The organism is Mesorhizobium sp. M0862, assembly GCF_040319795.1.
GTDB lineage: Bacteria > Pseudomonadota > Alphaproteobacteria > Rhizobiales > Rhizobiaceae > Mesorhizobium.
Genome location: NZ_JAMYOJ010000010.1, coordinates 197,579 through 209,625 on the forward strand (window position 1 = coordinate 197,579; position 12,047 = coordinate 209,625).

Annotated in this window: 10 protein-coding genes and 1 pseudogene; 7 read left to right on the top strand and 4 right to left on the bottom strand. The window is 62.0% G+C overall.

Features of this window, described 5'->3' with window-relative positions:
- The first annotated feature begins 124 nt into the window (after nucleotides 1-124).
- Nucleotides 125-755: pseudogene (locus NKI15_RS17415) on the top strand (class I SAM-dependent methyltransferase).
- 270 nt (nucleotides 756-1,025) lie between these two features.
- Here NKI15_RS17415 and NKI15_RS17420 read toward each other — a convergent pair.
- Both NKI15_RS17420 and NKI15_RS17425 read right to left on the bottom strand, forming a co-directional pair.
- Nucleotides 1,026-1,619 carry a DJ-1/PfpI family protein gene (locus tag NKI15_RS17420; protein WP_023667783.1) on the bottom strand — a complete coding sequence of 198 codons (594 nt, stop codon included), beginning with the start codon at nucleotides 1,617-1,619 and terminating at the stop codon, nucleotides 1,026-1,028.
- Between the two features lie 158 nt (nucleotides 1,620-1,777).
- A complete protein-coding gene (locus NKI15_RS17425; RefSeq protein WP_023704694.1) occupies nucleotides 1,778-2,476 on the bottom strand; it encodes a GntR family transcriptional regulator in 699 nt (232 codons plus the stop codon).
- A 172-nt stretch (nucleotides 2,477-2,648) separates the two neighbouring features.
- Between NKI15_RS17425 and NKI15_RS17430 the strand changes: the two genes are divergently transcribed.
- From NKI15_RS17430 to NKI15_RS17440, 3 genes are read left to right on the top strand one after another with little or no spacing between them, the layout of a single operon-like run.
- A complete protein-coding gene (locus tag NKI15_RS17430; RefSeq protein ID WP_023704693.1) occupies nucleotides 2,649-3,878 on the top strand; it encodes an iron-containing alcohol dehydrogenase in 1,230 nt (409 codons plus the stop codon).
- Nucleotides 3,879-3,936: 58 nt separating this feature from the next.
- Complete coding sequence (locus NKI15_RS17435) at nucleotides 3,937-5,385, top strand: NAD-dependent succinate-semialdehyde dehydrogenase (RefSeq protein WP_245271171.1); 1,449 nt, start codon at nucleotides 3,937-3,939, stop codon at nucleotides 5,383-5,385.
- Between the two features lie 41 nt (nucleotides 5,386-5,426).
- The gene (locus NKI15_RS17440) at nucleotides 5,427-6,209 is read left to right on the top strand and encodes an alpha/beta hydrolase (RefSeq protein WP_352514628.1); all 783 of its coding nucleotides are present in this window, start codon (nucleotides 5,427-5,429) and stop codon (nucleotides 6,207-6,209) included.
- A gap of 332 nt (nucleotides 6,210-6,541) precedes the next feature.
- Here the strand turns inward: NKI15_RS17440 and NKI15_RS17445 are convergent, their stop codons facing one another.
- Entirely contained in the window at nucleotides 6,542-7,438 is an 897-nt protein-coding gene (locus NKI15_RS17445; RefSeq protein WP_023667777.1) for an NAD(P)/FAD-dependent oxidoreductase, read from the bottom strand.
- Between the two features lie 129 nt (nucleotides 7,439-7,567).
- Here NKI15_RS17445 and NKI15_RS17450 point away from each other — a divergent pair, with 129 nt between their 5' ends.
- The 3 genes from NKI15_RS17450 to NKI15_RS17460 all read left to right on the top strand — a co-directional run bounded on the left by NKI15_RS17450 (nucleotide 7,568) and on the right by NKI15_RS17460 (nucleotide 10,459).
- Nucleotides 7,568-8,197 carry a TetR/AcrR family transcriptional regulator gene (locus tag NKI15_RS17450; RefSeq protein ID WP_023667776.1) on the top strand — a complete coding sequence of 210 codons (630 nt, stop codon included), beginning with the start codon at nucleotides 7,568-7,570 and terminating at the stop codon, nucleotides 8,195-8,197.
- A gap of 527 nt (nucleotides 8,198-8,724) precedes the next feature.
- Nucleotides 8,725-9,900: a zinc-dependent alcohol dehydrogenase gene (locus NKI15_RS17455; protein WP_023667775.1), complete on the top strand. Its 1,176-nt coding sequence runs from the start codon at nucleotides 8,725-8,727 to the stop codon at nucleotides 9,898-9,900.
- 10 nt (nucleotides 9,901-9,910) lie between these two features.
- Nucleotides 9,911-10,459, top strand: coding sequence for a hypothetical protein (locus NKI15_RS17460; RefSeq protein WP_023667774.1), 549 nt, complete (start codon nucleotides 9,911-9,913; stop codon nucleotides 10,457-10,459).
- A 256-nt stretch (nucleotides 10,460-10,715) separates the two neighbouring features.
- Here NKI15_RS17460 and NKI15_RS17465 read toward each other — a convergent pair whose 3' ends face one another.
- Nucleotides 10,716-10,940 carry a hypothetical protein gene (locus NKI15_RS17465; RefSeq protein WP_155922421.1) on the bottom strand — a complete coding sequence of 75 codons (225 nt, stop codon included), beginning with the start codon at nucleotides 10,938-10,940 and terminating at the stop codon, nucleotides 10,716-10,718.
- Between the last annotated feature and the right edge of the window lie 1,107 nt (nucleotides 10,941-12,047).

Genomic DNA, 12,047 nt, shown 5'->3' on the forward strand with positions numbered 1-12,047 from the left:
CCCACCGGCAAAGAAACCACGCACTCGATCGGAACTCGGATCGGATCAAGCGCGATCCGATCCGAGCAAAATGGAGAAATCACTATGAGCACCGAGAAGAATATCCACTCCTAAGGAGATTTCGATGTACGACCAATCCAAGGTATCCGAGTTAATCCGGTTCGCACGAATCGAGGCGGGCTCCACCGTGATCGACGTCTACCCTGGCGACGGAGACTGGACGCGCCTCTTCTCCGACATCGTCGGATCAGAGGGGCGGGTCTACAGCTTCGTGCCGGCCGAAGTCGCCCACTTCAAGAACGATCCGGTCGGCCTCATGCGGACGCTCGCGAAGGAGCCGGGCCGAGAGAACGTCGAAGCCGCCTCGGCGGATCTCGTCGCGATGCCGGAGGTCACGCCGCCAGCGGATGTCCTATGGCTGCACCTGTTTTACCACGATCTTCACACCGCCCTGGTCCAGAAGAAGGGTGCGACGGCGGCCGACTTCAATCGAGCTGTCTACAAGCGGCTGAAACCCGGTGGGTCCTACGTCATCGTCGACCACGCCGCCGCCGCTGGGTCGGGCACGAGCGACCCGGTCGCTGCATCGGATCGACCCTGCATTCGTCGGCGAGGAGGTGGAGGCGGCCGGCTTCGTACTGGACGCGGAAAGCACCGTGCTGGTGAATAAGGATGACCCGCACTCGATCAAGGTGTTCGATCCCGCGATCAAGGGCGAGACCGATCGCTTCGCGTTTCGGTTCGTGAAGCCCTGACAGCTCCCGGGCGCCGACTTCATGTCGACCTCCCATTGAGTCCATCAACTCGGGTTCGCACCCGTCAAGCTGGGAAAGCTCAACGAGGATGGCGCGCTGGTGCACGCACGCGATGCGGCAGCGCCTTGAAGGCGTCCGAGGTGATGATGGCACAAGGTTCTGGAGCACACCTGCCGCAGGTTCCTGATCTGAACTTGATGAAATGACGGAAGTCGCCGCGCCGTTGAGGGAGCCGGCGCATCCCCTCAGGGATGCGCCGGGACAAACGGTTCAAGAATGGTGGATTTCCGTTCCCAGCACCTTCAGGCATTCACGGATGAACGCCGCAAGCGCGGTCCAGCCTTTGGCTGAAACCATGGTCCCATCGACATAGGCGTCGGTGGGAGACAAATCGATATAAGTGCCGCCGGCAAGCGTCACCTCCGGCTCGCAAGCGGCGAGCGCCGCCACCTTCTTGCCGCGCACGACGCCGTCGACCGCGATCAGAATCTGGACGCCATGGCAGATCGTGAAGATCGGCTTTTTCGCCTCGTGGAAATGGCGCACCATTGCCTGTATCCGCTTGTCGGTGCGGATGTATTCGGGGCCACGACCGCCGGCGCAATAGACAGCGTCGTACTGGCTCAGCTGCTTCTCGGCGTCGGCAAAGGTCTTGTTGATCAGCGCGTTGTGGCCGGGCTTTTCGGTGTAGGTCTGATCGCCCTCGAAATCGTGCAGCGATGTCTTGATCATGTCTCCGGCGCTTTTGTCGGGGCACACGACATGAACGGTGTGTCCCACCGCTTCCATCGCCTGCTGATAGACGAAGATTTCATACTCCTCGGTGAAATCACCGGTCAGCATCAGGATTTTTTTGGCTGGCATGTCTTTTCCTCTCGGCTTGTTTCAGGGGCGAGGTGCACTGCGCCTCCTTCCCGGTATCGAAATCGGCTCAGAACGGGGAGTAGAATTCGTAGGCGGCAGGCTGGGCGAACAGCGGCGCGCCGCGCTTGAGGGTGCCTCGGGCAAGCAACATCGCCAGGCTACTCGAACGCAGGCAGGAGCCTGTCCCGCGAATTTTCGATGTGCGCACGCATGGCTTTTTCGGCGGCGTCCGGATCGCCCGCGGCAAAGGCAGCGAGAATAGCCTCGTGCTCGTCGAGCGCCTCTTCGGTCACCCTGGAGTGATACATCAGGCGGAAGATATGGAAGTGGGTATGCTGGTGATTCAGCGTCTCGCGAATGAGTTCGTTCTGGGCGAACTCGACGATCTTGTCGTGGAAGATCGCATCCTGACGGGCGAAGTTCGAATAGCGCAGGCGTTCGTCTTTCCCCACCCGCCGAGCCATGACGCCGGCCGTCTCCTGCAGCGCGGCAAGGCGCTCGCCGTCCATTGTTGCGGTGGCTTTGGCCGCGGCGGCAGGTTCAAGCAATAGACGCAGCTCGTAAAGCTCGTCGAAGCGCCGGCGGGTGATTTGCGGGGCGGCGCGATAGCCGATCAGGTGGGTTTTCAGAACCAGCCCTTCCCCCTCCAGCCTGCCAAGCGCTTCACGAATGGGGGTATGCGAGACGTTGAATTCCTTGACGAGATTGTCGACGGTGATGCGCGATCCCGGAGCAATCCTCAAAGACATGAGCTGCGCGAAGATTGCTTCGTAAACGTCGCCAGCCAGACTGTTGGCGCGCTGAATACGACCGGTCGCACGGGCTTCATTGTCAACCGTCAGGTCCGTGTTCTGCATCGTTTGCCTCTTGACAGAACCACCCACTAACATGATGCTCCGCGAAACTCAATCCTATATCCTATACGATTTTATGAGGATATCGCATGATCATGACCTGCAGCGCCGAGGTCGGCCTCTGGCACGAAGCCAAGCCTGTCGGCTTCCAACCCGTCTTCGCAGGATCTTGTGCATGAGCTTGTTTGCAGCGGCGCGCCTGCCGAGCGAGATTCTGTTCGGCAAAGGCCAGCGCCATGTCCTCCCTGCCATCGCCGCCAAATATGGGCGCCGCGCGTTCGTCTGTACCGATGAGCGCTTCGCGGCGACGTCGCAGTTCGCCGAGATTCTCGCTGGCTTGCACAACGCGGCGATCGAGACGTTGGTCTTCGACCGAACGCTGCCGGATGTGCCGCGCGACAGCGTCGCCGCCTGCATTGCGCAAGCGAAAGATTTCAAGCCGGACATGGTGATCGGCATCGGGGGCGGCAGCTGCCTGGACATGGCCAAATGCGCTGCACTTCTGCTCAGCCATGGCGGCAAGCTCGAGGACTACTATGGCGAGTTCAAGGTACCCGGCCCTACCCTTCCGGTAATCGCAGTGCCGACGACGGCTGGAACAGGCTCCGAGGTGACCCCCGTCGCCGTGATCTCCGACCCGGATCGGACGCTGAAAGTGGGTATCGCCAGTCCGCATCTCATCGCGGCAGTGGCGCTTTGCGATCCGGATCTGACGGTGACCTGTCCACCGTCCTTGACGGCGATCGCCGGCGCCGACGCGCTGACGCACGCAATCGAGGCCTATACAGCGGCCAAACGCGGCGTCGACCCTCATTTACCGCAACAGCACGTGTTCATCGGCAAGAGCGCTCTGACCGACCATTTCGCGCTTCTGGCCATCAGGCTGCTCGGCCGCAGTCTCGAAAAGGCATATCGCGACGGATCGGACGAGGATGCGCGCGCCGACGTCATGATGGGAGCGCTGGCCGCCGGTTGCGCCTTCGGTACGGCGGGAACGGCCGCCGCCCATGCGGTGCAGTATCCCGTTGGCGCGCTTACCCACACCCCGCATGGCCTGGGAGTGGCCACGATGCTGCCCTACGTGATGACCTACAATCTGGCCGCAGCAGCCGCGGAGATTGCGGAAGTCGGCACTGCTCTCGGCCTTTCCCATCAGGGCGGCGGCGACGCCGATGCCTTGGCGCACGCCACCATCCGTGAGGTGAGCCGGCTGTTCGGCGCCATCGGCATCACACCGACATTGGCCGAACTGGGTCTTCCCGAAGACAAGATCGACTGGACGGCTGAGCAGGCGCTGGGCATCGACCGGTTGATCAAGAACAATCCCCGCCCGTTCGACCTTGCCGCGATGCGACGGCTGGTCAGGGCTGCTTATGGCGGCGACATGTCCGCCACCATGATGTGACCGACCAGGAGTTCATCCAATGAACATTGCCGCAGGCATATCCGACGAGGATCAAGATATGTTCGACTACGCCACGGTCTCGCACGGTCTCTACATTGGCGGACGCTGGCGGCCTTCATCGGAGGGTCGCGTGATCGAAGTGGTCGATCCCTCGACTGAAGCCGTGATCGCTGCGGTTCCCGATGCAACGCTCGCCGACGCCGCCGCCGCCGTCGACGCTGCCGCGAAGGCGGCGGCCGGCTGGCGCGAGACCCCGCCACGCAGGCGATCGGAAATCCTGCGGCGCTGCTTCGAACTGATGACCGAACGGATGGAGACGTTGGCTGCGCTGATCTCGCTGGAGAACGGCAAGGCGCTGCGCGATGCGCGCGGTGAAGTCGCCTACGCCGCTGAGTTTTTCCGCTGGAACGCCGAGGAGGCGGTCCGCATCAGCGGCGAGTTCGGCCTTGCACCCTCGGGCGCGAACCGGATCATTGTCGACTACCAGCCCATCGGCATTTGCGTGCTCATCACGCCATGGAATTTCCCAGCCGCCATGGCGACACGTAAAATCGCTCCGGCGCTGGCGGCCGGCTGTACGGTGATCCTGAAGCCCGCCAGCGAGACGCCGCTGACGGCCTATGCGCTTGCGGCGCTCTACGAGGAAGCCGGCGTGCCGCCCGGCGTCGTCAACGTCCTGACGACCTCGACCCCCGGACCGGTGACGGCGGCCATGCTGGCCGATCCGCGCGTGCGAAAGCTGTCCTTCACCGGCTCGACCGGCGTCGGGCGCGTGCTGCTGGCCGAAGCCGCAAAGCACGTCATTTCCTGTTCCATGGAGCTTGGCGGCAACGCACCCTTCATCGTCTTCGACGACGCCGACCTGGAAGCCGCCCTCGACGGTGCGATGGTTGCCAAGATGCGCAACGCCGGCGAAGCCTGCACGGCCGCCAACCGGCTTTACGTCCAGGCCGGCATCCATGATGCCTTCGCGGAAGGCTTGAGCAAACGCATGGCGGCACTCAACCTGGGCCCGGGCACAGACTCAGACACAGAATGCGGGCCGATGATCACCAGGAAGGCTGTGCACAAGATCGACCGGCTTGTGCAGGACGCCGTTGCCCGCGGCGCCAAAATCCTGTGTGGCGGCGGCGTATCTGAAGGCAGAGGCTTTTTCTATCCGCCAACGGTGCTCAAGGACGTGCCGGCCGACGTTGCCATGGCTCACGAGGAGATCTTCGGTCCCGTGGCGCCGATCAGTCGCTTCGACAGCGAGGCGGAGGTCATCGCCAAGGCCAACGACACAGAATACGGTCTCGCGGCCTACATCTACACGCGCGACCTGGCCAGAGGAATGCGCGTGGCATCAAAGATCGAGTCGGGCATGATCGCGCTCAACCGCGGCCTGATGTCGGATCCGGCGGCGCCCTTCGGCGGAGTCAAGCAAAGCGGGTTGGGGCGAGAAGGCGGCCAGAAGCATGGCGTTGCCGAGTTCATGGAGGCCAAGTACATCGCCGTGACCCTGTGAGCGGACATCACGCCAAAGATCCGTTTCGCATTCGCGATCATGTGGTCGAGTTCGACGACATGGTCGCCGAGATCGTTCGCAGAAGCGAGGACACCAGGGCGAATGTTCCCATGGTCGCCGATGTCGCCTACGGGGCTGACGCCACCGAAACCGTGGATCTGTTCTTTCCCGAGGGCAAACGGGACCGCCTGCCGGTGCACATGTTCATCCACGGGGGCTATTGGCGCATGTTCTCCAAGCGCGACTATTCCTACGTCGCCGAGACCGTTACGAACGCAGGTGCGATCGCGGTCATTGTCGACTACGCGCTGATGCCGACCGTCAGGATGGCCAGGATCGTCGACCAGGTGCGCCGCGCCAAGCGATGGGTATTTGACAATGTCGCACACCATGGCGGCAATCCCGGCCTGCTGACCGTTAGCGGTCATTCCGCCGGTGCGCATCTGGCAACAATGCTTTTCGACGGTGACGAGCGGGCTTCCGGCATCAAAGCTGCGCTGCTGCTTGGCGGCCTTTACGACCTGAAGCCATTGCAGATGTCGTTCCTTGCCGCCGAGATCGCGATCACCGAGGAGGAGGCCCGCCGATTCTCGCCCATCGATCACAGTTTCGATCCATCCGTGGGCGTAGATATCTTGGTCGGCGCCGATGAAACGCCGCCGTTCCACAGCCAGGCCGCACTCTTCACGGACCACCTTGACACACAGGGACTGACTGTTTCGCGCACGACCCTTGGCGGGGCCAATCACATGAGCAGCGTCCGTGACCTTGGCTTGGCTGGTACCGAGGCCTCGTCACTGCTGGCCCGCGTCGTGGCCGCCTGAGACTTCCGCCAGAAGCGCTGCTGGACGCGACCGTTCTGCAAAGTAGCGTCGCAGCATCGGGTACCGACAGCGGTGGCGAATCTCCCGCCACCGGTCCCCATACCGTAAGCCCGCCGGCGATGTCGACGTCGACGTGGTTCATGCTTTCCAGCGTGATTGAGCTTGATAACCGATGTCGGCGATCGCCGTCATGCAGGCAGCCCAGTTGAGTTCTCAAGGCTGGCCGGCCAAAGACGCCCCTCAGGGGAGAGCGGGCCGACGTTCCGCAACACCGGCCCGCAACCTTCAGAATACGATAGCCCGCGGCACCCCGGAGAAGGGAATCTGCGCTCTCACACCAGCATCGACTGCTGGGCGAAGATGCCCGCCATCGCGCCGTGCGATATTGCCAGGGTGACCGATGGCGGCGTGAGGGGGTTGGCGAGGTCGCCCGCGGCGTAGATGCCGGGCATGCTGGTTTCGCGGCGCTCGTCGACCTTGAGGATTACGCCGAGGGGCGTATCGACCGTGGCGAGGCCCAGTGATTCATGCAGGCTTGCGGACGGCTTGTTGCGCGGATGCGCGAACAGGATGTCGACCGCGACCTTGGGGCCGGTATCGAGCTTGACGGTGGCGTTATGCCCCCCGTGATGGGCGATCTCGCTGATCCGGCCGTCGACGACAGGTATGTTGCGGCGCGCCAGACCGGCCCGGATATCGGGCGGAATGTCGTGACCATCGGCAAAGACCGTCAACCTGTCGGTCCAATCGTGGAACAGCCTGACCTGATTCATCGACTGTGGGCCGGACCAGACGAGGCCCCAATGCTGGCCGGCGACTTCAAAGCCGTCGCAATAGGGGCAGGGCACGATGGACGTGCCCCAACCTTCGGCAAAGCCCGGAACATCAGGCATCTGGTCGGCGACGCCATAGCTCAGGATCAGGCGGCGCGCGCCGAGGCTTCCGCCATCGCCAGTGAGGACGGAGAAATCGTCGATGGCGCCGGACAGGCTGTCGGCCCGGGCATTGACCAGCTTGATCGTGGGATAGCGCGCCAGCTGCCGCCGCGCCTCGGCCAGGATGTCCAGCGGTGGCTTGTGATCGTGGCCGAGCAGGCCATGCGAGTGGCCGGCGAAGCGGTTGCGCGGCAGGCCGGTATCGAGAACGGTGACCTTACGGCGGGCACGGCCGAGTTGCAGGGCACCGGCGAGACCGGCAAAGCTGCCGCCGATGATGATGACGTCATCCATAATGGGCTCCGTGTTGTGGATGAGGGGCTGGTTGGACCTGGTTGAAACCTACCCATCGGCTTGCGCATTTCAGAAACTACATGGTATCGTAATCCAAGAATTAGGATAATGTCAAGGACTGGAATTGTCGTGACCGAAAATAGCCAGGGCCGGCGCGGCCGGCCCGCCAACGAGGCGCTTGGCCAAACGATACTCGACGCTGCGTCCGAACTCTTTGTGGAATTGGGTTTTCAAGCGACCACATTGGACAAGGTCGCCCAGCGGGCGAAGATATCCAAACTCAGCATCTATCGGCACTTCGAGAACAAGGAGGCGCTGTTCAGCGCGGCGATGGCGGCCGGCTGCCATCAGTTGTTTGCGCCACAGGCCCTTCTTGAAGGCGTCGGCGGTTCGGTCGAAGATCAGCTCATGGCGGTGGGATCGTCCCTGCTTCGCACGCTGTTGAGATCAGACGTCCGCAGTGTCGAAGCCATGGTCATGGCCGACCAGACGAATCCAAGGTCGTTAAGCAAGCTCCATTTCGAAGCCGGCCCCGCCCATGTCATCGCCCAAATCGAGGTCCTGTTGCGTCAGTTGCACGCGAAGGCGGTTCTGAACGTGCCCGATCCTCTCCGGTCCGCCCGCTTGTTTGCCGCGCTTTTCAAAGGATCCGATCTTTTGATTATCGCACGCTTCGATCAGGCGAGAGCGGCGGACGACAACGAAATCGAATCCTATTGCCGGTCGGCCGTCGCCATGTTCATCGCTGCGCACGGCTAGCACTCTGCCCTGCCCGCTAATCATTGTATTTCTGCGAAATACTCCGCTAGAGCCGCCGTCGCGATGGCGCCCATCCACCTCATGTCGATCGCGTCGGGGTCGGACTGCGCGCCCGCCGGTGAGCGGCATCTCCTACCTGCTCCGGTCACAGCGCTGCTTCGGCCGACCCTGTGCGGGCGAGGAAGAGAATGCCGGTTATGGCCCGCGAGAATCGAGCAGATGGGGTATCAGCCGCCGCGAAGGACACCTGCGGACGGAACCTTCTTTGGTACACTTGAGTACGTCCATTCGTGGCTCGGGCTCCAGCGGTTCGTGCCCCGACGCGCCTGGGAAGGCCGCTGGTGCCCGCGACAGATCCTTCCAAGGTGCAGGTCTGGAATGGCCCAAAAATTCTCTCGAGCTCCCGGAACATCGGTCCGCCCCTGTGGTTCGACAAGCAGCGGCACAGTCGATCCAACCAGGCATCGGCCCGCTTAGGACAGGCGCGAGGTCCCTACCCACAGATCTTGCGAAAATAGGAGCAAGCTATGCGAGCGTTGGTCTGGCACGGCAAGGAAGACATACGCTGCGATCAGGTTTCGGACCCGGGAATTGAGGATGAACGTGACGCGATCATCAAGGTGACGAGTTGTGCGATATGCGGCTCCGACCTTCACCTCTACCACAACTATGTGCCAGCCATGCTGCCCGGCGACATCATGGGCCACGAGATGATGGGAGAGGTCGTCGAGGTCGGCAAGGGCGTCAACGGCGCTCTGAAGGAGGGAGACCGCATCGTCGTGCCGTTCACCATAATCTGCGGTGAGTGCGACCAGTGCAAGCGACAGAACTTTTCGGTTTGCGAACGCACAAACCGCAAGAAGAATCTCGGTGACAAGGTGTTCGGGCACACCACCGCGGGTCTGTTCGGCTACACTCATTTGACCGGCGGCTATCCCGGGGGACAGGCGGAATACATGCGTGTGCCGTTCGCCGATGCCACGCACGTAAAGGTGCCTGACAGCCTTACCGACGAGCAGGTTCTCTTCCTCGGCGATATTTTTCCTACCGGATGGCAGGCGGCGGCACAGTGCGACATTGAGCCCAACGATACGGTTGCGGTGTGGGGCTGCGGCCCAGTCGGGCAGATGGCCATACGCAGCGCCCTGCTGCTCGGCGCGAAACAGGTGGTGGCGATCGATTGCCTGCCGGAACGGCTTTCCATGGCCGCGGCCGGCGGCGCCATCGCCATCAATTTCGCCGAGGAAAGTGTCGTCGAACGACTGCGGGAACTCACCGGCGGAAAGGGCCCGGAGAAGTGCATCGATTGCGTCGGCATGGAAAGCCACGTCTCGCTGGCCCAGCCCGATACCGTCTACGATCGCGCAAAGCAGTTGATGCTGATGGAAAATGATCGACCGCACGTTCTGCGTGAGATGATCTATGTCTGCCGGCCGGCCGGCGTGATCTCGATCCCCGGCGTCTACAGCGGGCTGGTCGACAAGATTCCGATGGGACAGGCAATGAACAAGGGGCTCACCTTCCGAATGGGGCAGACCCATGTCAACCGTTGGACCGAGGATCTGTTGCGCCGCATCGAAGATGGCCAGATCGACCCATCCTTCGTCATCACCCATACCGTGGGGCTCGAGCAGGGACCCGAGATGTACAAGGTGTTTCGCGACAAGCAGGACAGCTGCATCAAGGTTGTATTGAAACCGTAGGGAAATCGTCATGAACGTGATTGCCAAACTTACCAACATCACCCGATCGCCTGGCGATCCCAAAGTGCTGAAGACTGGGCAGAGTGCGGTCGGGGCATCCGATGGCCTTGCCCGCAAGCTCGGCTGGTTCAGCATCGCGCTTGGCGTCGCCGAGCTGGTTGGCGCCGAGCGGATTGCCGGCGCGCTCGGCATGCGCGGCAAGGAAGATCTGATCCGCGCTTATGGGGCGCGGGAAATAAGCAGCGGCATACTCTCGCTTTCAGTGGACAAGCAAGCTGGGCTGTGGAGCCGGGTGGCCGGCGACGGCCTGGATATCGCGACATTGCTGACAGCGTATCGGCCTGGCAACCCAAAGCGCGATAATGTAGGCCTTGCGCTTGCCATGGTCGCCGGCATCACATTGCTCGACATCATCGCTGCGAAAAGCGTGACCGCGCGCCACTCTCGGAGCGGGACCAAGCCACGCGACTACAGCGATCGAAGCGGCTTTCCCGGAGGCACTGCCGCAGCCCGCGACCGTGCCCGCTCGCAGCGCAGCCAGGAGGCCGGCGCAGCCTGATAGAGATTGCCGAACCCCTGGCGCCATGCGACCTGGACAGGTGGCATCTCGTCAGGCCCTAACGCCAGAGGTGGTAGCTCTCGGCGAGCCGAGTTTGCTGGAACAGAGTGGACCGTCGCGCGGCCGTTCTCGCCGTCTCCTGGGTCACCGCCGCGCATGGGTTGTGTGGCCGGTGCGTTAAAGGCACGAAGCAAGCAGCGATCCGACCGGCGTCGAGCCTTCCATGTCTCTTGCCTTGGCAAGGTTCCGGCGATCCTCAGGCCGAGCCGCGTTCGGGAAGCTCGGTCTCTTCCGCCACCCCTTTCCGCAGGTCTCGGCGCAAGCGTTCCGCTTCGTCGGAATTATTATCGTCGTCTGTCCGCTCGAGTTCGCGATCGATTGTCTCGCGCGACCCCTCTGCCGGATCCTGTTGCGGAGATGTGTTCGGGCCGGTTTCGATCTTGCCGTCGCCGGGAACGGTGCGGTCGCGAGACTTCGTCATCTTCAGCTTCCCTTTCATCTGTCATCTGCCTCGGCATCTCCGATGGCATGAATTTTGGCCGCTTCCTGCCGAACCGGATCGTCGACGCTTTGTTCCGGGAAAGCCCCCGCAGGTTCGTGCTGGTCGGCCCGGGGCATTGGTCGATGCCCATGCCGGGAAGCATCCTATGCCAACGAGGTCGGCGGCAGCCTCATCGATGTCGTTATCAACATGTGGGCTGTTTCGGCCCGGACACGCGAGCACGCCAGGCTCGCGGCGAGTTTTCGAACCGAAGCAGATGCGCAACGTAACAACTGGATGTATACGGAAAAGGCTGCCTCATCCACATCGCGCTTCGGGAGGGCCGGCGGCATGCTCGCCTGGGCGGTCCGGCAGCTGGTAGCGAACTGGTCATAGGCCTTTGCAAAGCCGCGTCGATGAAGCGGGTGCGGTAGCGCTGGTCGGTGTAGCGTCGAGGCATCTGTCAATCGGAGACAAGCGCGACCACTTTTGGGACTTCACTGTTTTTTCCACCGGGACTCGACATCTCACTATCATAGTTGATTGTGGCTGCCGGTGACCCTGCGTAATGGATAGCCATTCCAACTCTCCAACAGGAAAACGGTATGTTGTATCCGGGTCGGTTTTTGGGGCCAAGCGAGATTGAGATGCTCGCCCAGGTTTGTCACACGGTCTGCAAAGAGCGCGCCCTACCTCTTGCTTCGCAGAACGGAGAGCGCATAGCTGCGCATATACTCAGGCTGTTTATGAACGGCTTGATTGAGCAGAATGAACTGCTCGATGCCGAGAGGAACTGGGCTCTTCGGCTTGACCGTTCGGTCCAGCAGACGATGTCACCTACGCGCACATGAGAGGCCGCGGGACCCAGTTTGGTTCTTACAGCCGAACACCCGCCGCTATCTGAGATATGTTGCGGGGTTTTCTTCGCCGCGGAGTGATCCGACACAGTGCGGAAATCATGGCAATCCTGTTCGCAGTGATTCTATTGATACGCGTAATCGCAGTCGCATTCTTGGTCGTCGGAAAGCCGCCAGGGCCAGTTGGGAACAAACCTGACGTTTAAGCGTTTGTAGAGCCCTTCCACCGGGCAACTCACCGAAATGCTTC